This is a genomic window from Streptomyces sp. NPDC006923 (assembly GCF_040635655.1).
GTDB lineage: Bacteria > Actinomycetota > Actinomycetes > Streptomycetales > Streptomycetaceae > Streptomyces.
Window position 1 is genome coordinate 97,110 of sequence record NZ_JBEYIF010000004.1, and the last position, 25,399, is coordinate 122,508.

Sequence of the window (25,399 nt, forward strand, 5' to 3'; positions counted from 1 at the left end):
GGACCACCCGAACAGTTCATGGGGCTGTAACGCGCCCGGAACCGCCCCGTCCAAGGGTGCGGGGGCCCTCCGGAGCCCCCGGAGGGCCCCCGGAAAGCGGAACGCCACCCGGGGGAGCCAATTTCCTTGTGAAGAACTTCACGAACTTTTAGCGGGGACCCCGCCGGAGGGCCGCCGAACGGCCCCGGGCGACCGCCCGGACGGCGCCGTCGGGCTCGCCCCGCCGGAGTGCGGCGCGGGTAATTCCGCCACGTCTGAGGGCGGCCCCGAGCCTGCGAGCGGCGTCCGCCCCGCGACGTCAGCCCGCGTCTTCCGCCGCGCTCCAGGCGATCCCGTCCAGGATGTCGTGCTCGCTGACAACGACCTCCCGGCAGCCGGTCCGCTCCATGACAGACAGCAGGATGAGGGCCCCGACGCCGATGACGTCCACCCGTCCCGGGTGCAGTACGGGGATCGCCGCCCGCTCGTCGTGCGTGGCCGCGAGCAGCCGGCCGGTGATCTCCTCGACCTGTTCGTAGGAGATCCGGGAGTGGTGGATCGCCGCGGAGTCGTACTCCTTCAGTCCGAGCGCGATCGCGGCGACGGTGGTCACGGAACCGGCCAGCCCGACCAGGGTCCGCGGTTCGCGCAGCGGGACGGTCTCCTCGGCCAGATCGAGCGCCGCCTCGATGTCGGCGCGGATCGCGGCGATCTCCTCCGGCGCCGGCGGATCGCTGACCACGCCGTCCCGTACGAGATGCCGCTCGGTCAGCCGTACACAGCCGATGTCCACGGACCGGGCGGCCCGCACCCGGTCCTCCCCCACCACGAACTCGGTCGAGCCGCCGCCGATGTCCACGACCAGATAGCTGTCCCGCCCCGGCAGTTCCCTGGTGGCGCCCGTGAAGGAGAACTCCGCCTCCTGGTCACCGGTGATCACCTCGGGCTCCACCCCCAGGATGTCGAGGACACCGCCTATGAACTCGTCGCGGTTCTCGGCGTCGCGCGAGGCGGAGGTGGCGACAAAGCGGATCCGCTCGGCGCCGTGCGCCTCGATGGCTGCGGCGTACTCACGGCAGGCGGCGAAGGTGCGCTCCAGTGCCTCGGGCGCGAGCCGGCCCGTCCTGTCCACTCCCTGTCCCAGCCGGACGATCTCCATCCGCCGGTCGAGGTCGGTCAGTTCGCCCGTGCCGGGATCGGCGTCGGCGACCAGCAGCCGGATGGAGTTCGTACCGCAGTCGACGGCCGCGACCCTGGTCATGCGCTGTCCTCCCGCTTGTCTTCCGCCGCTTCTCCGGCCCGCGCCACGCACGGCGTGACACACGGGCCCTTGCTCCACCACTCGGGCAGCATCGCCAGCGCCTCGTCGCCCAGCGGGTTCACCCCGGGGCCCGCCGCCAGCGAATGGCCGACCAGGACATGCAGACACTTGACCCGGTCCGGCATACCGCCCGCGCTCGGGAAGCCCGCCAGCACCTCGATGGCGTCACGGCGCGCCAGGTAGTCCTCGTGGGCCGCGCGGTACGCGGCGGCCAGCTCCGGGTCGGTGGCGAGGCGTTCGGTCATCTCCCGCATGACGCCGTTCGCCTCCAGCGTGCCGATGGCCGAGGCCGCGCGCGGGCAGGTCAGATAGTAGGTCGTCGGGAAGGGGGTGCCGTCGGGAAGACGCGGAGCGGTCTCGACCACATCCGGCTGACCGCAGGGACAGCGGTGCGCGATGGCGCGCAGTCCGCGCGGCGGGCGGCCGAGCTGTTCCTTGAAAGCCTCGACGTCCGCGTCGGTGGGCTCGGTGCGTTCGGTCTGCGGAGGGGGCGTGTCCATGCCTGCCTTGGTTCTACGGTGCGGTTCTGCGGTGCCGCGTGAATTCGGGTTCTGGTCTGTGCCGGCCGGTGGCGCCGGTACCGGCCGGCGCTAACCGGCCGGGCGGTCGGCGGTGTCGACGCCTTCCAGCACGTTCGAGTACCAGGGACGGTCGGCCGCTCCCTGCTCCTCGCGCTCCTGCTCCGCCGCGCCCGGGTCGATCACCGTGTAACCGGTCTCTCCCGGCAGCAGATAGTGCAGATGCTCGCGGGCCAGCCGCTGGATGTACGCGTCGTCCTGGAGCCTGGCCTTCTCGTCGCGCAGCTCCTCGACCCGCAGCCGCGCCTCGCGGGCCAGCCGTTCCTGCTCGGCGATCTCGTTCCGCTGCGACACGTACTGCCGCATCGGATACGCGAGCGCCAGCACCAGCGTGCACACGATCAGGGCGAGAAAGGCCGCCCGGCCGGTGAGCCGGGACCGCTGGTCCTGCCTGCGGTTCTGCGAGCGGTAGACACGGGCGGCGGTCTGCTCGCCGAGCAGCCGCAGCCTGGTCGCGGTGGAGAACCGGTCCCGGTTCCCGGCCATGGCTCGCCTCCACTGTTACGTGCGTACGTCCCCGGACACGGTACGGGACCGCGGCCGGGGACGCGTCACTACGCTCCGCCTGTGTGCCCTGTCCGGTCTCCCGGACACCGGGCGCGGACGACGGGCCGGCCGGCCCTCGCCCTCGTACCGCCTGCTGAAGTCCGCGCTTACGCGGAACGGAAGCGCGGGAAGGCGCTGCGGCCCGCGTACACCGCCGCGTCGTCGAGGATCTCCTCGATGCGCAGAAGCTGGTTGTACTTGGCGACGCGCTCGGAACGGGCCGGGGCGCCGGTCTTGATCTGACCGCAGTTGGTGGCGACGGCGAGGTCGGCGATGGTGACGTCCTCGGTCTCACCGGAGCGGTGGGACATCATGCACTTGAAGCCGCTGCGCTGGGCCAGCTCCACGGCGTCCAGGGTCTCGGTCAGCGAACCGATCTGGTTGACCTTGACGAGCAGCGCGTTGGCGGCGCCCTCCTCGATACCGCGCGCCAGACGCTCCGGGTTGGTGACGAACAGGTCGTCACCGACGATCTGCACCTTGGCGCCGAGCTTGTCCGTGAGGATCTTCCAGCCGGCCCAGTCGTCCTCGAACAGCGGGTCCTCGATGGAGACCAGCGGGTAGGAGGCGACGAGGTCCTCGTAGTACTCGGTCATCTCGGCGGCCGAGCGGGACTTGCCCTCGAACTCGTACGAGCCGTCCTTGTAGAACTCGGAGGCGGCGACGTCGAGCGCGAGCGCGATGTCCTTGCCGGGGGCGTAACCGGCGGCCTTGATGGCTTCGAGGATCAGGTCCAGCGCGGCGCGGTTGGAGTCGAGGTTCGGCGCGAAGCCGCCCTCGTCGCCGAGGCCGGTGGAGAGCCCCTTCTCCTTCAGGACCTTCTTGAGCGTGTGGTAGACCTCGGCACCCCAGCGCAGCGCCTCCGAGAAGGACTCCGCGCCGATCGGGGCGATCATGAACTCCTGGATGTCCACGTTGGAGTCGGCGTGCGAGCCGCCGTTCAGGATGTTCATCATCGGAACGGGCAGCAGGTGCGCGTTCGGGCCGCCGAGGTAGCGGAAGAGCGGGAGGTCCGAGGCCTCGGAGGCGGCGTGCGCGACGGCGAGGGAGACGCCGAGGATGGCGTTGGCGCCGAGCGACGACTTGTCCGGGGTGGCGTCCAGGTCGAACATCGCCTGGTCGATCAGGCGCTGCTCGGTGGCGTCGTACCCGACCAGCTCCGGGCCGATCTGCTCGATGACGGCGAGGACGGCCTTCTCGACACCCTTGCCCTGGTAGCGGTTCTGGTCACCGTCGCGGAGCTCGAGGGCCTCGAACGCACCGGTGGACGCACCGGAGGGGACAGCAGCACGACCGGTGCTGCCGTCGTCGAGGCCGACCTCGACCTCGACCGTGGGGTTGCCTCGGGAGTCGAGGATTTCCCGGGCTACGACGACGTCGATGGACGGCACGAGCATCTCCTTCTGGGATGTGACGCTTGAAGTGCAGGGTCTTCTTGGCCTTGCGACATGAGCCTAACCGGCCCGGGGTCGCCGACTGGCCGGTGCCCGCCCGCTGGGACGAAATGCGGCACGAATCCCGGTCGGAGCGGGCGGAGCGGATGCCGGGATTCCGTATGGAAGGGCCGGTGACAGCGGAAACCCCGGCCCGGCGCGTACGGGGGAAGCGCGCCGGACCGGGGTGACCCGCGCGGCCGCGGGGACGGCCGCCGCGGGGCCGGCGGGGGCAGCCGGCCGAGGCCGGCCTGGAGGGGTCGCCGGCCCGGGAAGGGGTCAGCTCAGATGGAGCTGCTGACCCGGGAAGATCAGATCGGCGTCGTGGACGATGTCCTTGTTCAGGTCGAACAGCTTCTGCCAGCCGCCCTTGACGTCATGGGCCCGGGCGATCTTCGAGAGCGTGTCGCCGGGCTTGACCTTGTACTCGCCGTCGCCCTTCTGCACGGCGGGGCGGGCCTCGCCGCGAGAGGCGGGCTGCGCCTCGCCCCGGGCCGGCCGCTCGGGCCGCGACTGCTGGGGCTGGGCCTGCTCCGGCTGAGACTGCTGAGGCTGCTCCGGCTGCGACTGCTCGGGCTGAGACTGCTCCGGCTGCGACTGCTGGGGCGTACCGGAGTCGGCGGAGCCGCCGTCATAGGGGGCGTTGGACAGGTTCACGCCGCAGGTCGGCCACGCGCCCTTGCCCTGGCCGGCGAGGACCTTCTCGGCGACGGCTATCTGCTGTGCCTTGCTCGCCTGGTCGGCCCGGGGCGCGTAGGCGGTGCCGCCGTATCCGGCCCAGGTGGAGTTGGTGAACTGGAGCCCACCGTAGAAACCGTTGCCGGTGTTGATCGACCAGTTGCCGCCGGACTCGCACTGGGCGACCTGGTCCCACTCGCCGGCGGTCGCGGCGGAGGCGGACGTGGCGCCGATCAGCGGGACCGCGACGGCGGCACCGGTGATTCCGGCGAGGGTGGCGTAGCGGGCGGTCTTGGACGGGCGGCGGTGCTTGCCCTTGCTGGAACGCGGCATGGAACATCTCCTCACCGACGCCTACGAGGTCAGCTGTCGGGTTCGGGCCAAGTGAGTTGCCCGGCCGTGTGCTCGCGCACACGACTTCACCCCTAGCCGGTCGTCAGCCGTCTCTCGACAGCCGGGCCCGGCGCCTTCCTTGGGTCCCCCGCTCCTGCCTTCGGCGCTTGACGCGACGACTACTCCCTTCGACCGACGGCAGGATTCGGCGTGACGGTCGACGGGGCCCGCGGTGCGAGCGGTTCAGACCGTAATCACAGGTCTCCCCGTTGTTCAATGGAGCACAACCAGGGGTAAATCGCCCTTATCTCTCCTTGACGTGACCGCGTTTCCGCAGGTGAGAGACGGATCAGCCACACCATGAGCCCAAAGGACCCCAGTTGTGGCGAAGAGACCCATCTCTCACTTGCACAGAAGCGGACATACGGGGGCCAATTCCCGCTACTTCACGCTGAGATCAAGGCTCTGGCCAGGGAGGATCAGGTCGGGGTCGGAACCGACGGCCTCCTTGTTCGCCTCGTACAGCGCGGACCATCCGCCGGGCACCTTCCGCTCGTCGGCGATCTCCCAGAGGCAGTCCCCGGCCTGGACGGTGTACTCGCCGGACGCATCCGACACCCCGGGCGCGTCGGACGTGCCGGACGCGTCGGCCACCACGCCCGCCTCGTCGGTGATGCCGTCCGCGTTACGTGTCGATCCGTCACCCCGTGAGGCATGACGGCCGGATTCACGGTCTTCACCCGAATTGCCCGCTGTGGAATCGTCCGGGGCCGCGCCGCCGCGGTGCTTGCCCTTGACGGAAGCGACACCGCCCTCGCCGGATCCGTCCTCGGCGGAGTCCTTCGCGCCGGAGCCGGTCGTGGACTTCGGCGCTCCGGGCGTGGCGGCGGAGGCCGGCTCGTCCGTCCTGTCCGTCCGCTGCCTGTCGGCCGTGGAGGTCTTGGCGTCCGCGGTGGCCGAGTCGTCGTCGGAGGGACCGGCGTCCCGCTTCCCCTCCGGAGTCCCGGTCACGCCGGCGGCGGCCCCCGGGTCGACCGCGGGCGCGGCACCGTCGTTCGTCAGCCCCGAGACGGACGCGCAGCTCGACCACGCGTCCGGGCCCTGTGCGGCGAGCACCTTCTCGGCTATCGCGATCTGCTGGGCGCGGCTGGCGAGGTCGGCGCGGGACGCGTACTTCCCGCCGCCGAAGGTGTCCCAGGTCTCCTGGGACATCTGGAGCCCGCCGTAGTAGCCGTTGCCGAGGTCCGCGCTCCACATGCCGCCGCTCTCGCATTCGGCGACATGGTCCCAGGTGGAGGCTTCCGCCGCGCCAGCGCCGGTGGCACCGAGCAGCGGGATGGCGATGGCCGATCCGGTCACCCCCGCCGCGACGATCAGAGCCGGTGCCTGGCGAGGTCGACGGTGTCGGCCGTTCCCGGAGCGCATGCGATTGCCTTCCGTGTGACTGTCAAAACGACTACGGCGTGTGGCTGCCGAGTCGTCGGTGAACGTAGCGGTACTCGAACGCTTGTCACAAGTCGATGCAGCGGAGATCACGTGAAAGTCACATTCCTGACGGTACGTCAGTTGTGCTCTGATCATCCGTCAGCCGGACAATGGCGTGAACTGCACCGGAAGTGTGCGCAATCCACGCATGATGAGCCCACCACGCCAGCGCAAATCGGCAGGATCCTCCGCAAGCCGTACATCCGGAAGGCGGGTCAGAAGCGTGGCGAGTGCGGTCTGTCCCTCCAGCCGGGCGAGCGGCGCGCCGAGGCAGTAGTGGATGCCGTGCCCGTATCCGAGGTGCTGATTGTCACGCCGTGCGAGGTCGAGCGTGTCCGGATCCGTGAACCGCGCCGGATCGCGGTTGGCGGCGGCGAGTACGACCAGCACGGGATCGCCCGCCGCGACGGACTGCCCGCCCAGCGTCAGCGGTTCGGTCGCGAACCGCCAGGTCGCCAGTTCCACGGGGCCGTCGTAACGCAGCAGTTCCTCGACGGCCGTCGCCAGCGCCTCCGTCTCCCCGGCGTCGAGCGAGCCGCGCAGCAGGGCACGCTGCTCCGGGTTCCGCAGCAGGGCGTACATACCGTTGCCGATCAGATTGACCGTGGTCTCGAATCCGGCGAAGAGCAGAATGAAGGCCATCGCCGCGGCCTCGTTCTCGGTCAGGTGCTCGCCGTGGTCGCTGGAGCGGATCAGTCCGGAGATCAGATCGTCGCCGGGGTTCTCCCTCTTACGGTGGATGAGTTCGGCGAGATAGCCGCGCATCTTCTTCACCGACCGCGCGACGCCGCCGCGCGGTCCCCCGCCGTGGCGGATCATCATGCCCGCCCAGTCCCGGAAGTCGTCCTGGTCCTCACCCGGCACCCCGAGCAGATCGCAGATCGCGTAGATGGGCAGCGGGAACGCGAAGTCGTGGATCAGATCCGCCTGCCCCTTCCCGGCGAAGTCCGCGATGAGGCGGTCCGTCAGTTCCTGTACGCGCGGGGCGAATTCGGCGACCCGGCGCGGTGTGAACGCCTTGGACACCAGGCGCCGCAGCCGGGTGTGGTCGGGCGGATCGATATTGAGCAGGTGTGTCATCAGTTCCGCGCCGCGCTCACCGGGGATACCCGTCTTCGCCTTGGCGTGCGCCGTGCCCGCGTGATGCGTGGGGTTCTTGGAGAGCCGTGTGTCGGCGAGGGCCTGCCTGGCGTCCCCGTACCGCGTCACCAGCCATGCCTCGACCCCACTGGGCAGCGCGGTCCGGTGCACGGGCGCGTGCTCGCGCAGCCAGGCGTATGCGGGGTACGGATCGGCGGCGAACTCCCAGGTGAAGAGCTCGGGCACGGGCGATGTGGACATCCCCCGACAGTAACGCCGCCGCGGGGCGCGGCCGGAACCGAGCCCGGCGGGATCCGGACGGGAGGCCCCGGGCGCGCTTCGGACGTCCCGGCCGGCTCAGGGCGCGCGGCGGGCGGGCGACGCTACTTCTCCGCCACGCCCCGGCTCTTCCGCTCCTCGGCGGCGCGGATCGCGTCCCGGTAGGCGCGGGCGGCGGCCCGCAGCGCGGTCTCCGGGTCGACACCGGCCTCCTCCGCCCGGACCGCCAGCGCGAGCAGCTCGTAGCCGACGCCCTGGCCGCGCGGCAGCGGCACGTCCAGTCCGGCGGCACGGACCCGGCCGCCGAGCTTCGAGGCCAGGGCGAGACCGGGCTGGCCCAGCGGCACTCCGTCGGTGACCGAGTCCCGCTGCTTCTCGACCGCCTTGGTACGGAGCCAGTGCGCCTTGACCTCTTCCGGTGTGTCCGCCTTCTCGTCTCCGAAGACATGGGGATGGCGGTGGATCAGCTTCTCCACGATCGTGGCGGCCACGTCGTCGATGGAGAACGGCTCGATCGCCTCGTCCAGACCGTCCTGCGCGATACGGGCGTGGAAGACGACCTGGAGGAGCACATCGCCCAGCTCCTCGCGCAGTTCGTCGCCGTCGCCGTCCTCGATCGCCTCGACGAGTTCGTACGCCTCCTCGATGCCGTACTTGGCGAGGCCCTGGTGCGTCTGGGTCGACGACCACGGGCACTCGACCCTGATCCGGTCCATGACCTGGACGAGATCGAGGAGCCGGGCGCCCGGCAGGTCGTACGAGCCCGGCAGCAGCTCCAGGTCCGGCATCCGGAACCGGCCGGAGCCGGCCAGCCGGGCCAGGCCGTCGGTGAGCGCCGCGTCGGTCCCGTCGCCCTCGCCGGAGGGGACGACCACGACGGTGCGGCCGCCCGCGCAGTCGTCGACCAGTTCCCGCGCGGTGGGCGCGGCCCGCTCGACGGTGATGCCGGCCTCGCGCAGATACGGAAGCTGCGGATGGCCGGCATCGGCGCACAGGACCCGGTCGGCGGCGCGCAGCGTCTGCCAGGCCGGCCAGGACAGCAGACCGGGCGCGACCCGGTGGCTGGCGGTCAGCAGGACGATACGGCCGGGGGCGGCGGGAGCTTCGTCTGTCACGTCTCGAACCTACCTCCGGCCCCGGACCGCCGGTCGGGCACCGTCCCTGTCAGGCGCCCGTGGGCTCCTGCTCCGGCGCCTGGCGGGTGACCTGGGTGATCCAGGGCGTCTTGGCCTCGCCGAGCTGGACCTTCTTGTAGTCCCAGCTTCCGTAGCGCGGATTGACGTCGATGCCGAGCTGCTCGGACGTCTTCGTCAGCGTCGCGAGGACCTGCTGCTGGCCCTGCGGCGAGGTGGTGTTGGCGCCGATGGCCCGGGCCAGCTTCGTCAGCAGGACCTCGCGGCGGACCGCCGCGTCGATCTGGCCCGAGGAGAGCGCGCCCTGCTGGAGCAGCATCGAGGCGAACTGCTTCTCGCCGCCCGACTGCGCCGCGGCCTGCTGCCGGGTGCTCTGGATCTCCTTGCGGCTGATCCGCACCCCCGCGTCGTCGGCGGCGCGCTGGAGAATCCGGTCGAAGATCATGCTGTTCAGCTTGGCCTGGCTGAGCTGTCCGGTGTTCTTGATGAGCTGCGCGGCTTCCGGTGAGGCGTCCTGCGCGTCCCGGACGTCCCGTACCTCGGCCTGGAGCGTGGACACCTCGATCCGCTGCCCTCCGACGACCGCGGCCGCTCCCGGGTGGGCGTCACTTCCGCAGGCGGTGAGGAGAGGGGCCGCGGCGAGAAGCGCGACGGAGACGGAGAGCGCGGTGCGACGGCGGCGGTGCAAAGGGGGCCTCCCGGTGATTGTGCGGCGATGCACAAGGCCTTGCAGTGATCGATGTTAGGCAGTCGGCGTGGCCTGGGCCACTGGTTCGACCAACGATTCACCGGGAGATTGGGGTGCGCGGTGCGACGTGTCCGCCACACGGGGCCACCGGAGTGAGTCATGGCCACGGCCCTACCTACAGTTCACTTGACCGTCACCCGTACGGAGTACTTGTTCATCCAGCCGATATCGCACCGTTCATCGGATGCCGCCTAGCGTCTTCCTGCCGGCGCCTGCCGCCGTGCCACCCTCCACAGACCCCAGGAGTGCCGCCCGGGCGACGGGCCGGACTGCCCGCGACAGGTGCCGGGCCCCCCACACCGCACCGCCGCATCCGGCCCGGCCCGGGCGTACTCACGCGCATCGCGCGCGCAGACGCCTACGGACGGAACGAACGGAATGACTCAAGCGACCCTGGCTCGGCTGCCGGATCCGGTGCCGGGACCGGAGAGCCCGTCGGTGCCCCGGGCGACACCCTCGCCGAAGCACGACCGGATGCGCGCCCTCGACGGCCTGCGCATCCTGGCGGCGCTCAGCGTCTGCGTCTACCACTACGCGGGACGGGGCGGCCAGATCAGTGAGGTCTGGGGCCAGTCGCCGAGGGAGCTGTTCCCCGATCTGTCGGCGGCCGCCGCCTACGGCTGCCTGGGCGTGCAGGTCTTCTTCGTCATCAGTGGCTTCGTCATCTGCATGAGCAGCTGGGGCCGTTCACTCGGGGACTTCTTCCGCTCGCGCGTCTCCCGTCTCTACCCGGCGTACTGGGCGGCCGTCGTCCTGATCACCGCCGCGTGCGTCGTGCTCCCGTCGGTCAGCGAACCGCTGCGCGTCAACGAGGTACTGGTCAACCTGACCATGCTCCAGCAGCCGATGGGCGTGCACCGGGTGCTCGGCGTGTGCTGGACCCTGTGGGTCGAGGCGCGCTTCTATCTGCTCTTCGCGCTCTTCGTGGTGTGGAAGGGCGTCACCTACCGCCGGGTGGTGATCTTCTGCTGCCTGTGGACCGTCGCGACCGTGCTGGCGGTCGTCGCCGACACACCGCTGCTCGACGAGATCGTGATGTCGCAGTACGCGCCGTTCTTCATCGGCGGCCTCGCCCTCTACCTCATCCACCGGTACGGCAGTGATCTGCTGCTCTGGGGGATCGTGGGCACGAGCTGGCTGCTGGGCCAGCGCTTCGCGACGGTCTCCCTGTGGAGCCCCGACGCGCACAACGTCTTCTACGAGCGTTCCCCGTACGTGATCCTGCTGATAGTCACCTTCGCCTTCGCGTCGGTGGCCGCCGTCGCGCTGGGATGGCTGCGCTGGGCGAACTGGCGCTGGCTGACGTTCGCCGGGATCCTCACCTACCCGTTCTACCTGGTCCACGAGCACCTCGGCTGGTTCGCGATCACCATCCTGCGCCAGCACGCCGGCCTGGACGCGCGACTGACCCTCATCACCACCATCGTCTCGATGCTGGTGCTCGCGTGGCTGCTGCACCGGCTGGTGGAGAAGCCCTTCGGCCCCCGCCTCAAGCGGGCGATGAAGCTCCAGTCCGAGCGGCTGCGCGCGTAGGCGCCCTCGGGCTCGGTTCGCCCGCTGGGCGCCTTGTGCCCCGGCGCTTCACTCACCCGCACCGGCGGTCATCGGGCCGGCGCGCCCTCCGGGTCGCGCCGGCTCCGGTCGTTGTCGGGGCGGAGCAGGATCGTCCTGGAGACCACGAAGGTGATCGGGACGGCCGCCGCCGCCGCGAACAGCGGCGCGTAGCGGCTGCTGAAGTGCAGGACGTCCACCAGCAGATAGACCCCGCTCGTGGTGATCACGAAGTTCGCGGCGTTGGTGAGCGGGAAGAACAGGAACTTCCGCCAGGTCGGCCGGGTCCGGTAGGTGAATCTGCTGTGCAGGAAGAACGAGCCGGTCATGCTCAGCAGAAAGGCCACGACGTGCGACACGACGTACGGCAGCCGGTTCAGCAGCAGCAGATAACAGGCGTAGTACGTGCCGGTGTTGACCACGCCGACAAAGGCGAATCTGACCATCTGGACCCGGACCGTCATCTGCGTACGAGCTCTCCCTGACTCAGCGGGCCCTGTCACCGGAGCGCGGTAATGGCCACCAGGAGTGTGGCACAGCCGGACGCTTTCACCCGGCGTGCCCGTGCGGCGCACGCCGACTTCCTCCGCCGGACGCCCCGAATGCGGGTCCCCGGCCGGGCGCCGCCGCGCGTGCCCAGGGCCCCGGCGGCGGTCTCAGAGGCCCCGGAACCGCTGCTGGTGGTCGAGCGCGCGGCGGAGCTCGGCGGCGAGCGGGTGGTAGGGGCCGTAGGCCCGCTCGGCGTCCCACAGCAGGGACTGCAACTGCATGCGGGCCGCCGTGTGATCGCCCACCGCGAGCAGCAGATGGCCGATCCGGTGCCGGATGTCGAACGCCCGGCCGGGGTCGGTGCCGGGCCCGAGGCCCTGCTCGTAGTACGGCAGGACGGCGCGGTACTCGGCCAGTGCGGCGGCCGCCTCGCCGAGCTGCTCCAGGCACTGCGCGGCGTCGTAGCGGAACTGGAGCGCCTGGGAGTCGGCCGGTCCCGCCTCCGCGGCCCGGTGCTCGGCGAGACGGCGCAGCTCCGGCAGCGCGCGGCGGTACTGGCCGTCGTTCATCAGCGTCGACGCGTACTGCTTGCGCAGGATGCGGACGACCGGCGAATGCTCGCCGTGTTCGGCGGCGGCCGCCGGGAGTATGCCGCCGAGGATGTCCACGGCCCGGGTGATGCTGCCCTCGCCGAGGAGGCGTTTGACCTCGTCGACGGCGGCCGCCACATCGGGCCGTTCCGCCGGGACGGGCGGCTGCTGGGGTGCGGCCACGGACGGCGGCGTGCTGACCCGGTCGGGCCAGGGCGCGTGCGGACGCAGGAAGGGGCGGCTCGGGTCGAGCGGACCCGCCGCCGCGCCGCCGCGGGACGGCAGCAGCGCCGCGAGGTCCTCGTACACCTCCTGGGCTCCGGACGGACGGGCTCCCGGGTCCTTGGCCAGCAGCCGCAGGACGAGTCCTTCGAGCGGCTCGGGGATCTCGGGTCTGAGTCGGCGGACGGGCAGCGGTGGCTCGTACAGATGGCGGTGGAGCACTCCGAGGACGGTGGATCCCGCGAACGGGACAGTGCCGCTGAGGAGTTCGTGCAGCAGGACACCGAGGGCGTAGAGGTCGGTGTACGGGCCGACGGCGCCGCCCATCGCCTGTTCGGGCGCCATATAGGCGGGGCTGCCTAGGGGAGAGCCGGTGTGGGTGAGGCGGGTGGTGTCGGTGTCGATGACGGAGGCCACCCCGAGGTCCAGGACGATCACCGTGCCGTCGGGCTTGACCATGACATTGCGCGGCTTGAGGTCGCGGTGGACGATGGGCACCGCGTGCACGGCCGCGAGCACGGCGCAGAGCTGGGCGGCGACCGAGACGGCCCACGGCCACGGGTACGGGTCGTGTTCGGCGAGATGGTCCGCGAGGTCGGCGCCCTCGACGTACTGCATGACGAGATAGAGATCCTCGTCGTCACTGCCCGCGTCATGGACGGTGACCAGACCGGGGTGGTCGACCTGGGCCGTGACCCGGCACTCGCGCACGAAGCGGCGGCGCATCTCGTCGGCGCCCGTGGCGGCCGCCATCCGGTCGGGCCGGAGCAGTTTCACGGCGACGCGGCGGTCGAGCCGCTGGTCGTACGCCGTCCAGACCTGGCCCATGCCGCCCTGGCCGATGACGGTGGACAGTTCGTAACGGCCCGCTACCACGCGTCCCTTCAACGGTCCTCAGGTCCTTTGCCCTTGCGCAGGATGTCGCTCAGCTCGTCCAGCTCCGCGCGCACCTGGTCGAGGCCGCCGGGAGGCCGCGGCGGCTGGTGCGCGGCCGGCGGCTGCGCCGGGACCACCGGGTCCGCCGGGGGACCCATGGGCGGGTAGCCGTATCCGTACCCGGGCGCTGCCGGTGGGGGCTGCACCGGCGCCGGATGCGCGCCGTAGCGCGGGTAGCCCGGCGCGGACCGCTCGTAGTGGCGTATGTCCGCCACCAGGTAGTACGTGATGCCGCCGCAGACGAGCGTCAGCAGTCCGACGATCAGCGTGACGGCCTGCCCGTCGGTGAGCTCCTCCGATTCGCCCGTCGCGACCATGAAGGCGAACAGGGCCGCGTCCAGCAGGATCGCCACCCCGAACACCATCCAGTTGAGCCGGCTGCGGGTCACGATCGCGAGCCGCAGGAGCGCGGCCCAGGCGAGCACTCCACAGGTCAGGAATGTCGCCACGGAGAAAATCACGCGCAGCGTGACCAGCGTGCCGTTCGACGGGCGGCGCCGGTCCTCCCGCGGTGGTGGGGCATAGCCGTGGCCCTGCAATTCTGCTCCTGGGGAAGCGCGTACGGACGTGTCCGGTGAGGATCCGAGCGTATACACCGACACGGACAACGGCCCCTGGGTTGTACTGAACCGTTGTCGTCCCGGTCACGTCGCGACGGTGCCGTCCGTCAGGCCGTCGTACATCCCCCGCACCATCGTCTCGCCCAGCCGTCCCACGCGGCGCAGCGCGTCCTCGAAGGCGGCCAGGGCCCGGAACTGTTCACCGTATCGGCGCTGGTCGGCGAGAGGAAGCCGGGGGAGCTGGAGGCGGCGCACATCGAGCCGGGTCGCGGTCGACGCATAGCTGCTCGCCTGCCGGTTGTTGGCGGTGCCGCGCAGGAATCCGGCCAGGAACCACGGGTCCAGCTCGGCCGGGTCCGGACGCAGCAACTGGAGGTTGCGGCCGAGCGCGGCGCCGGCCGTCGCCGCGTCGACGACGCGCGCGACGGATCCGCCGCCGAGCACGGGCACGATCACATCGCCGGCCCGGACCAGGACGGGTTCTTCGCCGGGGCCCTCGGGGAGGGTGCCGGAGGGGCCGGTGCCACCGAGGACGTCCTGCTCGGTGAGGACACGGCCCGGCCCTGTCCCGGTGCCGCCCGCGCGCAGCTCCAGGGCGCCGGCCCGGGCGAGTTCGCCGACGGTGACACCGGGCCGGCGGCCCGGCTCCGACGGGCCGGGGCGGACGGGCGGCGGGGTGAGTTCGACGGTGAGCCGCAGGGTGTCCGCGAGCCGCTCCCGGACCTCGGCCAGTTCGGCCGCGCCGCCGCCGGCGGCCGGTGGCGGCAGATGCCGGGCGGGGGCCAGGTCCACGTCGTCGTCGAGGAGTTCGATGACGGGCAGGGCGCGGCTGACGCCCGGCCGTTCCCCGGTCGTGCCGTCGCGGTCGAAGGGCCGCCAGGCGTCGAGGACGCCGGTCTGGACGGCGCCCCAGTCGAGTCCCTCGCGGCCGCCGCGCGGGGACAGCTCCGCGGTGTCGACCAGCAGCAGCTCCGGCGAGGTCCGCTCGCCGGAGGCGGGCTTGCGCAGCACCCAGATGTGCAGCGGGACGCCGTACGGCGGCGCGGCTCCGGCGGGCAGCGCGACCACGGCGCGCAGCGCGCCGCGGCGCAGCAGATCGGCGCGGACGCGGCGGCCCGAGCGACGGGACGCGGCGGCCGGCGGCATCAGCAGGACGGCGGTGCCGCCGGGGCGCAGCCGGGCCAGCGCGTGCTGGACCCAGGCCAGTTCGGACTCCGTACGGGCCGGGAATCCGTACTCCCAGCGCGGGTCGTAGGCCAGCTCGTCATGGCCCCAGTTGCGCTCGTTGAACGGCGGATGGCAGAGCACGGCGTCGGCGGCGAGGTCCGGGAACGCGTCCGCCCGCAGGGTGTCACCGGCGCGCGCGCGGATGTCTGCGTCCGTGTGGAGGGCGAGGCGCAGCGCGGTGAGCGCGGCCAGCTCCGGCGACGCCTCCTGTGCGTACAGGGCGGCCGGATGCGGGACGGCGTGCAGCAGGGTGCCGGTGCCCGAGGCGGGGTCGAGGACGGTCACGCCCTCGGCCGACGCGCCGGCGAGCGCCGCCATCAGCGCGGCGGCCTCGGGCGGAGTGAGGGTGTACTGGCGCGGGTTGGCGTCGAGGTACCGGCCGAGCAGGAACTCGAAGGTCGCGCGGGCGCCCGTCTCGGCGGCCAGTTCGGCGGCGCCGCGCAGCAGTGGTACGGAGGCGAGGAGTTCCGGGGGCGGCGGGGTGTGGACGGCCCGGCCGGCCGCCTCCGCGAAGCGCGGTACGAGGACCTCTTCGAGGGCCGGGGGCAGCAGCTCGGTGAGGCGGGCGTCGGAGGCGGTGGCCAGCTCCCGCCACCGCGCCGGTCGCTCCCGTACGAGCAGCAGGACGCTGCCCACGCGGACCAGCGCGGTGGCGGCGCCCGCGGGGTCGGCGGTGAGCTGCTGCCAGATCCGTTCCCGCGGCGGCACCTCGGCGATCTTTCCCTGGTCACGCAGCCACCGCTCGATCTCGCCGAGCGCGAAGGACGGGCTGGTCTCGGTGCCGCCTACGGGCTGCGGGAAGTCGGCGTGCCGGCGCCGCCAGTTGCTGACCGCCGCGCGCCCCACCCCCGCGAGCCTGGCGATCCCGGCAGCCGTCACTTCTGCTGCGTTCTCCGGCACCTGACTGCCTCCTTCACCACGCGGCTGCTGTGGCGTCGAGCATAGCGGCGACCGCGAGACAGATCGATTCACAGCGCGGACACGAGTAACGAGGGCTTTCCATGTTGACTCGGTTCACAGGCTCTGCTGTTATTGACTCATCGCTACACCAGCACGTCCCGCCGAAGGGCAACCCACGAGATCCACCGGGGCCCCGCCCCTGACTCGTGCCCGCGTGACCTGAAGCTCCGCCTCCCGGCCCCGGGCCGGCCCGCCCGCTCACGTCCATCCTCAGCGTCTTCCGGAGAACCCTCATGTCCCTCACCGCCTCTCCTCGTGTCCGTCGTGGCGTACTCGGCGCGCTCTGCGCGGTCGCCGCCCTGACCCTGCCCGCCTGCGGCCCGCTCGGCCAGGACGCCAAGGACCCCGGCAAGCCCGCCGGAAGCCGCACCGACAAGAAGCCCGCGCCGTTCGCGGATCTCTCGGGCCCCGAGATAGCCGACAAGGCGGTCAAGGCCACCCGCGGCGCCTCCTCACTGACCCTCAAGGCCGATCTGCGGGACCCGGAGGAGGGCCACATCGTGTTCGACATGGCCCTCTCCACCAAGGGCGACTGCACGGGCACCCTGTCGATGAACGACGAGGGCACCGTGATCATCACGAAGGTCGCCAAGACCGTCTACATGAAGTACGACGAGGAATTCCTGCGGGCCCAGGGCAAGGGAGAGCCGAAGGCCGACACCGACGCGGTGGTCAAGATGCTCGCCAACCGCTGGGTGAAGACCGACGCCTCGTCCGCCGACGCCAAGGACTTCACCGGTTTCTGCGACCTGGACCAGCTCCTGTCCGACTACGAGGGCGGCTCACTGGCCCGCAAGGGACCTCTGAGCACCGTGAACGGCCGGCCGGCGATGTCGCTCAAGGAGGTCGACGCGAAGGACACCTACACGATCCATGTCGCCACGGAGGGCGAGCCCTACCTGCTCAAGATCGTCTCCACCGGCAGTGACCCCGCCACGATGGTCTTCAGCGACTACAACAAGCCGGTGCCCGCGAAGGCTCCCACCGACAAGGACATCCTGGACCTGGACAAGCTCGGCGGCTGACGCACCGCTCCACACACCGGGGAGGCCGCCGGAGGGGGGCGGCCTCCCCGGCTCCCCCGTGCCCGCGTCAGCCGCCGGTCAGCCGCCGGTCAGCCGCCGCACTGGCGCTGCATCATCCGCTTGTCCGCCGCCGTCACCGGCAGCTCGTACTTGAGGGAGACCTGCGCGAACCGCACCACGTACGAGCACCGGATCCGCCTGTCCGGGGGCAGCCACGAGGCGGGGCCCGAATCGCTCTTGGAGCTGTTGGTGGGCCCGTCGACCGGAATGAGATTCAGGGGATCGTTGGCTATCTGCTCGCGCTTGTCCTTGCTCCAGTGCGCCGCGCCCATCTGCCAGTCGTACGACAGCGGCATCACATGGTCGATCTGCACCTTCGACGCCTGCGCCTTGCGCCACTCGATGGTCTTGCCGGTGTACGGATCCCGCAGCGTCATGGCGACGACCACACAGTCGGAACCGGACCGGAAGCGCAGCTTCTCGCCGTCGCGGTTCAGCAGATCGTTCCGCGTGTCGCAGCCGTTGTGCGCCAGCGGCACCCCGTCGGCCGAGTCCATCCACGCGTAGCCGAACTCGTCCCGGTCGTAGCCGGTCTTCGGCCCCCGGCCCGCGGTGTGCACCCGGGCGATGAGCTGCCGCGCGGCCTCCCGGTCGGACTCCGACGTGATCGGCGCCAGCCCCGGCTTCGTACCGTCGGGGTTGGCCAGCGGCCCGGCGCCGTACGTACCGGCCGGTGCCGGGAGACCCGGATCCGCGCCGAGTTCCTCCCCGCAGCCCGCGAGCACCAGTAGCGAGAGGACAACAGCCCCTCCACGACGACACGTTCGTGACATCTGCCCCCCAAGTCCGCCCACGTACGCACCCTACGTCTCAGGCCGGACCGTCCCGGCATCAGACGTGTGCCCCGGTCACGAACCCAGAATCGTCGTGAGAAACTCCCCCGTCCACACCAGCAGTTCACGCCCCACCACCGGCTTGCCGCCGATCTTGCCCGCCGTCGGACGCGGGACCAGGATCTGATGCGCCGCCGGCTTGATGACCGTCCGGGGATGGAGCCGCTTCAGCCGCAGCTCCTGGGACTCCCGCAGCTCCACCGGAGCGAAGCGGATGTTCGGCCCCTGGAGCACGATCTCGCCGACACCGCACGCCCGCGCGAGCATCCGCAGCCCCGCCACCAGCAGCAGATTCTCCACCGGCTCGGGAAGCTTGCCGTAACGGTCGGTGAGCTCCTCACGGACCGCCCTGATGTCCTCCTCCGTGTTCGCGGAGGCGATCGCCCGGTACGCCTGCAGACGCAGCCGCTCGCCCGGCGCGTAGTCGTGCGGGACATGCGCGTCGACGGGCAGCTCGATCTTGACCTCCAGCGGCGCTTCCTCCACCACCCCGCCGTCGAGGGAGGCGCGGTAGTCGGCCACGGCCTCGCCCACCATCCGGACATACAGATCGAAGCCGACACCCGCGATATGGCCGGACTGCTCACCGCCGAGCAGATTGCCCGCGCCCCGGATCTCCAGGTCCTTCATGGCGACATACATGCCCGCGCCCATCTCGGTGTGCTGGGCGATCGTCGCCAGCCGCTCATGAGCCGTCTCCGTCAGCGGCTTCTCCGGCGGATAGAGGAAGTAGGAGTAGCCGCGCTCCCGCCCCCGCCCGACACGGCCGCGCAACTGATGCAACTGCGACAGACCGAAGTTGTCGCCGCGCTCCACGATCAGGGTGTTGGCGTTGGCGATGTCGATACCCGACTCGACGATCGTCGTGGAGACCAGCACATCGAACTTCTTCTCCCAGAAGTCCACCACGACCTGCTCCAGGGCCTGTTCGGACATCTGCCCGTGCGCCGTGGCGATCCGCGCCTCCGGGACGATCTCGCGCAGCCGGGCGGCGGCCCGGTCGATCGACTCGACACGGTTGTGGATGTAGAACACCTGGCCCTCGCGCAGCAGCTCACGCCGGATGGCCGCGCCGATCTGCTTCTCCTCGTAGGGGCCCACGAAGGTCAGCACCGGATGGCGCTCCTCCGGCGGCGTGGTGATCGTCGACATCTCACGGATACCGGTGACGGCCATTTCGAGCGTGCGGGGGATGGGCGTCGCGGACATCGTGAGCACGTCGACATTGGCGCGGAGCTTCTTGAGCTGCTCCTTGTGCTCCACGCCGAAGCGCTGCTCCTCGTCGACGATGACCAGGCCCAGATCCTTGAACTTGGTCTCCGAGGAGAACAGCCGGTGCGTCCCGATGACCAGGTCGACCGAGCCCTCCCGCAGGCCCTGGAGCGTCGCCTTCGCCTCCGCGTCCGTCTGGAAGCGGGACAGCGCCCTCACGACGACCGGGAACTGCGCGTACCGCTCGGAGAACGTGCCGAAGTGCTGCTGCACCAGCAGCGTCGTCGGTACCAGCACCGCGACCTGCTTGCCGTCCTGGACGGCCTTGAAGGCCGCCCGTACGGCGATCTCTGTCTTGCCGTAGCCGACGTCGCCGCAGATCAGCCGGTCCATCGGGACCGTCTTCTCCATGTCCTCCTTGACCTCGGCGATCGTGGAGAGCTGGTCCGGTGTCTCCACGTACGGGAAGGCGTCCTCCAGCTCCCGCTGCCAGGGGGTGTCCTGGCCGAAGGCATGGCCGGGCGCGGCCATCCGCGCCGAGTAGAGCTTGATCAGGTCGGCGGCGATCTCCTTGACCGCCTTCTTGGCCCGCTGCTTGGTCTTCGTCCAGTCCGCGCCGCCCAGCCGGTGCAGCGTCGGGGCCTCGCCACCGACGTACTTGGTGACCTGTTCGAGCTGGTCGGTGGGGATGTACAGCCGGTCGCCGGGCTGGCCGCGCTTGGCGGGGGCGTACTCGACGAGCAGGTACTCACGGGTCGCGCCCTGGACCGTACGCTGCACCATCTCCACATAGCGGCCCACGCCGTGCTGCTCGTGGACGATGAAGTCGCCCGCCTCCAGCGTGAGCGGGTCAATGGTCTTGCGTCGCTTGGCCGGCATCCGCTGGCCGTCCTTGCCGGCCGCCTTCTGGCCGGACAGGTCCGTCTCCGTGAGCACGGCGAGCTTCAGCGCCGGGTCCACGAAGCCGTAGTCGATCGAGCCGCAGGCGACATGCACGACGGACGGGCTGATCTCGGCGAGACCGGCGGCGCTGCGCGCGCCCGGCGTGTCCAGCCGGGCGGGGATGCCCTCGCCGCCGAGGACCTCGACGGTACGGGACGCCGTGCCGTGGCCCTCGGTGACGAACACCGTGCGCCAGCCGTCCGCCAGCCAGCCCTTGGTGTCGGCCAGCGCGCGGGCGGTGTCGCCGCGATAGGTCTCGGGCGCGCGCATCCCCAGCGTGATGGACTCCTCCGTGATCTCCTCGTCGACGGCGAACGGGGAGACCGACCACCACATCATGCCCAGCTCACGCGCCCGGTCCCGGACGTCCGCGATGGACCACAGCGAGGCCGCGCCGACATCGATCGGGGCCTCTCCGCCGCCCGCGCTGGCGGCCCAGGACGCCTGGAGGAACTCCTGACTCGTCGCCACCAGGTCCGACGCCCTGGTCCGCACCCGCTCCGGGTCGCAGACCAGGGTCATGGAGCCCTTCGGCAGGACGTCCAGCAGGAGTTCCATGTCGTCGACGAGGACCGGCGCGAGGGATTCCATGCCCTCGACCGCGATCCCTTCGGCGATCTTGCCGAGCAGCTCGCCCAGCTCCGGGTGGAGCTCGGCGAGCGCGGCGGCCCGCTGCCGTACCTCGGCCGTCAGCAGCAGCTCACGGCAGGGCGGTGCCCACAGGCCGTGCTCGGCGACCTCCAGGGACCGCTGGTCGGCCACCTTGAAGTACCGGATCTCCTCGACGTCGTCGCCCCAGAACTCCACCCGCAAGGGGTGCTCCTCGGTGGGCGGGAACACATCCAGGATGCCGCCGCGTACGGCGAACTCACCGCGCTTCTCGACCAGCTCCACCCGGGCGTACGCGGCGGCGGCCAGCGCCTCGGTGACCTCGTTCAGGTCGGCGCTCTGCCCGCTGCGCAGGGCGACGGGCTCCAGCTCGCCGAGCCCCTTGACCTGCGGCTGGAGTACGGAACGCACGGGCGCGACCACAACGCTCAGCGGCCCGGCCGCCGGGTCGTCCTGCGCGGGATGCGTGAGCCGGCGCAGCACGGCGAGCCGGCGTCCCACGGTGTCCGAGCGGGGTGAGAGCCGCTCGTGCGGCAGGGTCTCCCACGACGGGTACTCGACGACGGTGTCCGGGTCGAGCAGGGAACGCAGGGCCGCCGCCAGATCCTCCGCCTCCCGGCCCGTGGCCGTCACCGCCAGCACCGGCCGTCCGGCCTCCCGTGCCAGCGCCGCCACCGCGAACGGCCGCGCGGCGGGCGGTCCGATCAGGTCGACATGCATGCGGTGACCGTCGGTGGCGGCCTTCACCGCTTCGGCGAGCGCCGGGTCACGTACTACGGCGTCCAGCAGACCGTGCAGGCTCATGAAGGGGGTTCCGTCCGGGTGGTGAGAGGCGAGGCGATGGAACGTGCGATGAGAGGCGGTGGTGAGGCGGGAGGGAGGCGGGAGGGATGGACAACGCGAAGGACCCGACACGTCTCACGGGCCGGGGGTTGTCCAGCGTACGACGCCGCCGGGCCACTCGCGGTCGCCGCCCGCCGCCGGTTGCCGCCGCCGGCCGCCCGGCCCCGCGGCCCCGGGTCGTCCCCGGCCGGGCGCGCCGCCCCGGGGCGGACAGCACTCCGGCCCCGGTGGGCGTTGGAGGACGCCCACCGGGGCCGGAGGGCCCCTACGGTATCGCCCTACTCGGTGGCGATCGCGTTGAGGACGTTCATCCGTCCGGCCCGGAAGGCCGGGACCAGCGCCGCGAACAGTCCGACGAAGGCCGAGGCCACAAAGACCGTCAGGATCGTCGGCCACGGGATCTCCAGCACTCCGAGCCCCTCCAGCGCCAGCAGCTTCTGCGCCGCCGTGCCCCAGCCCATGCCCAGACCGAGGCCGAGCAGGGCACCGAAGAGGGCGATGACCACGGACTCCAGCCGGATCATCCGGCGAAGCTGGCGGCGGGAGAGCCCGATCGCCCGCAGCAGACCGATCTCGCGGGTCCGCTCCACCACCGAGAGGGCCAGGGTGTTCACCACACCCAGTACCGCGACGATGATCGCGAGAGCCAGCAGGCCGTAGACGATATTGAGGAGCTGGCCTATCTGGTCCTTGAGATCCTGCTTGAAGTCGGTCTGGTCCTGCACCTTGTACTGCGGATACGCGGCGAGCGAGTCCTTCAGGGCGGCGTACGCCTCCTTCTCCTTGCCGTCCTCCGCCGCCGCGAACATGATCATGTTCTTGGGCATCTTGTCGGCGGGCACATACAGCTCGGCGGTCGTGATGTTCGTGTACATCGCGCCCTTGTCGACGCTTGTGTCGTCCGAGGTGATCGCCGCGATCTTCAGCCCGGCGGTCTTTCCACCCGGGAAGCTGACGGACATCTCGTCACCGACCTCGATGCCGTGCTCCTTGGCATAGGCGTCGCCGACCGACATCGCGTTCTTCCCGTACGCCGCCGCCAGCTCCCCCGCGACGGTCTCCCGCCGCAGGTCCTGGGCATAGCTCGGATCGGCGGCCACCAGCCCCACGTCGTCGGTCTTCCCCGACGGATCCGTCAGCTTGACGTCGACCCACTTGTACTCGGTGACATGCGCGAGGTCCGGAGTCTTCTCCAGCGCGGCCTGCGCCTGCGGCATGATCGGCTGGCCGTTCCCCGACTGGATGATGAAGTCCGCGCCGACCGACTTGTCCAGCTCGTCGGTGGCCGAGGCGACCATGGAGGAGCCGACCACCGAGAGACAGGCGACCAGCGCGAGCCCGATCATCAGCGCGGCGCCCGTCGCTCCCGTGCGCCGCGGATTGCGCAGCGCGTTGCGCTCCGCCATCCGGCCGACCGGGCCGAACATCCGCAGCACGACCACGCTCAGCACCCGGACCAGACCGCCCGCGAGCAGCGGACCGATGACCACAAAGCCTATGAGGGTGAGGACCACCCCGGCACCGAGGAAGAGTGAGCCCTCGCTCGCCTCGTCGGCCCCCGCCGATGTGAGGAGAGCGGCGGCGCCGGCGCCCGTGAGGACCAGTCCCAGGGCCGCCCGGATCCAGCCGGCCCTGCCGTCCGCCGGGGTACCGGCGTCACGCAGCGCGGCCATCGGTGAGATCTTCCCCGCCCGCCGGGCCGGGACATAGGCCGCGAGGACAGTGACCACGACGCCGAGCACCAGCCCGATCACCGGGGTCGTCCACTTCACGGTCAGATCCTGCGTGGACAGCTCCATGCCGATGGCGGACATGACCTTCATCAGTCCGACGGCGAGCCCCACGCCGGCGCCGACACCGGCCACCGAGCCGACGATTCCCAGCAGCACGGCCTCCAGCAGCACCGAGCGGTTGACCTGCTTACGGCTGGAGCCGAGCGCCCGCATCAGGCCGATCTCACGGGTCCGCTGGGCGACCAGCATCGAGAAGGTGTTGACGATCAGGAAGATGCCGACGAGGAAGGCGATCCCGGCGAAGCCGAGCATCGCGTACTTCATCACGTCGAGGAAGGAGCCGACGTCCGAGCGGTTCGCGTCCGCGGCCTCCTGCTGCGTCTGGAGCTTGTAGGGACCGGAGCCGAGCGCGGCCGCCACGTCCCGCTTGAGCCGGCTGTCGCTGACGCCCTGCTCCGCGGTCACAAAGAGCTGGGTGAACCGGCCCGTGTCGCCGAGCAGTTGGCGCTGGGCGGTGGCGGTGTCGAAGTAGAGGACCGTCGCGCCCGGGTTGGTGACCTTGAAGGTGGCGATACCGGCGATCTTCGCCGTGAAGTCACCCGTGACCGCGATGGTCCGCAGCGAGTCACCGAGGGCGAGGTGGTGCTTCTCCGCCGTGTCGGCGTCGACCATCACCTCGGTGGGGCCGCGCGGCGCGTGGCCCGAGGTGATCTCCATCGAACGGAGGTCGTTGCGGGTCCAGTTGCCCGCGATGGTCGGCGCGCCACTGGTCGCCCCGACGTTCTTGTTGTCGGCGTCGACAACGGTCACGCTCATGCTGCTGACGGCGCCCTCGACGGACTTCACACCGTCCGCCGCCCCGACCCTCTCGACGGCCGAGGCGGGCAGCGTCTCGGGCTTGCCCGTCTGCGAGGTCTCGTTCGCGCCCTTGGCGGCCTTGGGGCTGACCGTGACATCGGCGGAGGTCGCGGCGAAGAGCTTGTCGAACGTCGTGTTCATCGTGTCGGTGAACACGAGCGTGCCCGACACGAACGCGACCGACAGCAGGACGGCCACGGCGGAGAGCGCCATCCGCCCCTTGTGCGCGACGAAATTGCGCAGTGAGGTCTTGACCACGGTCACGACGTCCGCCCCCGCGCGTCGAAGTCCTTCATGCGGTCGAGGACGGCGTCGGCCGTCGGCCTGATCATCTCGTCCACGATCCGGCCGTCCGCCAGATACAGCACCCGGTCCGCGTAGGACGCGGCGACCGGGTCGTGCGTCACCATCACGATCGTCTGTCCCAGATCGTCGACGGACCGGCGCAGAAAGCCCAGCACCTCGGCGCCGGCGCGCGAGTCCAGATTTCCGGTCGGCTCGTCACCGAAGATGATCTCGGGGCGGGCGGCGAGCGCCCTGGCCACCGCGACCCGCTGCTGCTGTCCCCCGGAGAGCTGGGTGGGCCGGTGCTTGAGCCGGTCCGCGAGCCCCACCGTGTCCACGACCTGCCGCAGCCACGCGGGGTCCGGCTTACGGCCGGCGATGTCCATGGGCAGAGTGATGTTCTCCAGGGCGTTCAGCGTCGGCAGGAGGTTGAACGCCTGGAAGATGAAGCCGATCCGGTCCCTGCGCAGTTGGGTGAGCCGCTTGTCCTTGAGCTTCGTTATCTCCGTCGCGTCGAGGTGGATCTCCCCCGAGGTGACGGTGTCCAGACCGGCGAGGCAGTGCATCAGTGTCGACTTGCCGGAGCCCGACGGGCCCATGATCGCGGTGAACTGCCCCCGTGCGATGTCCACATCGACATGGTCGAGCGCGACGACCCGCGTCTCCCCCGAGCCGTACGCCTTGACGACCTGGCGCGCTCTCGCCGCGACGGCCGTAGGCCCTCCAGTACCCCCGTGCCTGGGAATGGTCACAGCCGTTGTCACGGTAAATCTCCTATGTCAGTCGATACATTGATGGAAGCCGCGACAGCCGGTGATGAGGTCGAATCACCGCTGTCGTCCTGTGTGCTCTGAGTCTGCTGACTCCGGGG

Annotated in this window: 19 protein-coding genes and 1 riboswitch; of the genes, 2 read left to right on the forward strand and 17 right to left on the reverse strand. The window is 70.9% G+C overall.

Translation table 11 applies throughout. From position 1 onward, the window contains the following. Positions 1–298 precede the first annotated feature (298 nt). The 9 genes from ABZ707_RS08930 to ABZ707_RS08970 all read right to left on the reverse strand — a co-directional run bounded on the left by ABZ707_RS08930 (position 299) and on the right by ABZ707_RS08970 (position 9,533). Complete coding sequence (locus ABZ707_RS08930; RefSeq protein ID WP_360170145.1) at positions 299–1,240, reverse strand: Ppx/GppA phosphatase family protein; 942 nt, start codon at positions 1,238–1,240, stop codon at positions 299–301. Next, a complete protein-coding gene (locus ABZ707_RS08935; protein ID WP_360170148.1) occupies positions 1,237–1,800 on the reverse strand; it encodes a DUF501 domain-containing protein in 564 nt (187 codons plus the stop codon). The genes ABZ707_RS08930 and ABZ707_RS08935 overlap by 4 nt, the downstream gene beginning before the upstream one ends. A gap of 90 nt (positions 1,801–1,890) precedes the next feature. Further along, complete coding sequence (locus ABZ707_RS08940) at positions 1,891–2,364, reverse strand: septum formation initiator family protein (protein ID WP_360170151.1); 474 nt, start codon at positions 2,362–2,364, stop codon at positions 1,891–1,893. 167 nt (positions 2,365–2,531) lie between these two features. Continuing rightward, positions 2,532–3,815, reverse strand: coding sequence for a phosphopyruvate hydratase (gene eno, locus ABZ707_RS08945; protein ID WP_360170154.1), 1,284 nt, complete (start codon positions 3,813–3,815; stop codon positions 2,532–2,534). A gap of 321 nt (positions 3,816–4,136) precedes the next feature. Next, positions 4,137–4,868 carry a transglycosylase family protein gene (locus ABZ707_RS08950; RefSeq protein WP_360170157.1) on the reverse strand — a complete coding sequence of 244 codons (732 nt, stop codon included), beginning with the start codon at positions 4,866–4,868 and terminating at the stop codon, positions 4,137–4,139. Between the two features lie 3 nt (positions 4,869–4,871). Next, positions 4,872–5,044, reverse strand: a riboswitch (cyclic di-AMP (ydaO/yuaA leader). Between the two features lie 265 nt (positions 5,045–5,309). Next, entirely contained in the window at positions 5,310–6,227 is a 918-nt protein-coding gene (locus ABZ707_RS08955; RefSeq protein ID WP_360170160.1) for a transglycosylase family protein, read from the reverse strand. A gap of 225 nt (positions 6,228–6,452) precedes the next feature. Further along, positions 6,453–7,694: a cytochrome P450 gene (locus ABZ707_RS08960; RefSeq protein ID WP_360170163.1), complete on the reverse strand. Its 1,242-nt coding sequence runs from the start codon at positions 7,692–7,694 to the stop codon at positions 6,453–6,455. 122 nt (positions 7,695–7,816) lie between these two features. Next, complete coding sequence (locus ABZ707_RS08965) at positions 7,817–8,827, reverse strand: nucleoside triphosphate pyrophosphohydrolase (RefSeq protein ID WP_360170166.1); 1,011 nt, start codon at positions 8,825–8,827, stop codon at positions 7,817–7,819. A 49-nt stretch (positions 8,828–8,876) separates the two neighbouring features. Then, positions 8,877–9,533 carry a SurA N-terminal domain-containing protein gene (locus ABZ707_RS08970; protein ID WP_360170169.1) on the reverse strand — a complete coding sequence of 219 codons (657 nt, stop codon included), beginning with the start codon at positions 9,531–9,533 and terminating at the stop codon, positions 8,877–8,879. A 438-nt stretch (positions 9,534–9,971) separates the two neighbouring features. Here ABZ707_RS08970 and ABZ707_RS08975 point away from each other — a divergent pair, with 438 nt between their 5' ends. Next, entirely contained in the window at positions 9,972–11,126 is a 1,155-nt protein-coding gene (locus ABZ707_RS08975; RefSeq protein WP_360170172.1) for an acyltransferase, read from the forward strand. A gap of 68 nt (positions 11,127–11,194) precedes the next feature. Here the strand turns inward: ABZ707_RS08975 and ABZ707_RS08980 are convergent, their stop codons facing one another. The 4 genes from ABZ707_RS08980 to ABZ707_RS08995 all read right to left on the reverse strand — a co-directional run bounded on the left by ABZ707_RS08980 (position 11,195) and on the right by ABZ707_RS08995 (position 16,068). Continuing rightward, positions 11,195–11,608 (reverse strand): GtrA family protein, encoded by a 414-nt coding sequence (locus ABZ707_RS08980; protein WP_360170175.1) that lies wholly within the window; start codon positions 11,606–11,608, stop codon positions 11,195–11,197. 192 nt (positions 11,609–11,800) lie between these two features. Beyond that, positions 11,801–13,333 (reverse strand): serine/threonine-protein kinase, encoded by a 1,533-nt coding sequence (locus ABZ707_RS08985; protein ID WP_360170178.1) that lies wholly within the window; start codon positions 13,331–13,333, stop codon positions 11,801–11,803. Beyond that, complete coding sequence (locus tag ABZ707_RS08990; RefSeq protein ID WP_360170181.1) at positions 13,330–13,920, reverse strand: hypothetical protein; 591 nt, start codon at positions 13,918–13,920, stop codon at positions 13,330–13,332. The genes ABZ707_RS08985 and ABZ707_RS08990 overlap by 4 nt, the downstream gene beginning before the upstream one ends. Before the next feature lie 105 nt (positions 13,921–14,025). Further along, positions 14,026–16,068, reverse strand: a complete 2,043-nt coding sequence (locus tag ABZ707_RS08995; protein ID WP_360170184.1) for an N-6 DNA methylase — start codon at positions 16,066–16,068, stop codon at positions 14,026–14,028. A gap of 293 nt (positions 16,069–16,361) precedes the next feature. Here ABZ707_RS08995 and ABZ707_RS09000 point away from each other — a divergent pair, with 293 nt between their 5' ends. Further along, complete coding sequence (locus ABZ707_RS09000) at positions 16,362–17,153, forward strand: hypothetical protein (protein WP_360170187.1); 792 nt, start codon at positions 16,362–16,364, stop codon at positions 17,151–17,153. A gap of 89 nt (positions 17,154–17,242) precedes the next feature. Here the strand turns inward: ABZ707_RS09000 and ABZ707_RS09005 are convergent, their stop codons facing one another. The 4 genes from ABZ707_RS09005 to ABZ707_RS09020 form a co-directional block, all read right to left on the reverse strand. Then, positions 17,243–17,986, reverse strand: a complete 744-nt coding sequence (locus ABZ707_RS09005; RefSeq protein WP_360170190.1) for an HNH endonuclease family protein — start codon at positions 17,984–17,986, stop codon at positions 17,243–17,245. A 75-nt stretch (positions 17,987–18,061) separates the two neighbouring features. Next, positions 18,062–21,613, reverse strand: a complete 3,552-nt coding sequence (mfd, locus tag ABZ707_RS09010; protein WP_360170193.1) for a transcription-repair coupling factor — start codon at positions 21,611–21,613, stop codon at positions 18,062–18,064. 317 nt (positions 21,614–21,930) lie between these two features. Beyond that, positions 21,931–24,507 (reverse strand): FtsX-like permease family protein, encoded by a 2,577-nt coding sequence (locus tag ABZ707_RS09015; RefSeq protein ID WP_360170196.1) that lies wholly within the window; start codon positions 24,505–24,507, stop codon positions 21,931–21,933. After that, the gene (locus tag ABZ707_RS09020; protein ID WP_360170199.1) at positions 24,504–25,292 is read right to left on the reverse strand and encodes an ABC transporter ATP-binding protein; all 789 of its coding nucleotides are present in this window, start codon (positions 25,290–25,292) and stop codon (positions 24,504–24,506) included. Before ABZ707_RS09020 ends, ABZ707_RS09015 begins: the two co-directional genes overlap by 4 nt. Positions 25,293–25,399: the final 107 nt, after the last annotated feature.

Bases quoted from the DNA above. Each gene is read 5' to 3' on its own strand.
- ABZ707_RS08960 (WP_360170163.1), bottom strand. From the start codon at position 7,694: ATGTCCACATCGCCCGTGCCCGAGCTCTTCACCTGGGAGTTCGCCGCC.
- ABZ707_RS08940 (WP_360170151.1), bottom strand. From the start codon at position 2,364: ATGGCCGGGAACCGGGACCGGTTCTCCACCGCGACCAGGCTGCGGCTG.
- ABZ707_RS08950 (WP_360170157.1), bottom strand. From the start codon at position 4,868: ATGCCGCGTTCCAGCAAGGGCAAGCACCGCCGCCCGTCCAAGACCGCC.
- ABZ707_RS08975 (WP_360170172.1), top strand. From the start codon at position 9,972: ATGACTCAAGCGACCCTGGCTCGGCTGCCGGATCCGGTGCCGGGACCG.
- ABZ707_RS09000 (WP_360170187.1), top strand. From the start codon at position 16,362: ATGTCCCTCACCGCCTCTCCTCGTGTCCGTCGTGGCGTACTCGGCGCG.
- ABZ707_RS08930 (WP_360170145.1), bottom strand. From the start codon at position 1,240: ATGACCAGGGTCGCGGCCGTCGACTGCGGTACGAACTCCATCCGGCTG.
- ABZ707_RS08935 (WP_360170148.1), bottom strand. From the start codon at position 1,800: ATGGACACGCCCCCTCCGCAGACCGAACGCACCGAGCCCACCGACGCG.
- mfd (WP_360170193.1), bottom strand. From the start codon at position 21,613: ATGAGCCTGCACGGTCTGCTGGACGCCGTAGTACGTGACCCGGCGCTC.
- ABZ707_RS09005 (WP_360170190.1), bottom strand. From the start codon at position 17,986: ATGTCACGAACGTGTCGTCGTGGAGGGGCTGTTGTCCTCTCGCTACTG.
- ABZ707_RS08980 (WP_360170175.1), bottom strand. From the start codon at position 11,608: ATGACGGTCCGGGTCCAGATGGTCAGATTCGCCTTTGTCGGCGTGGTC.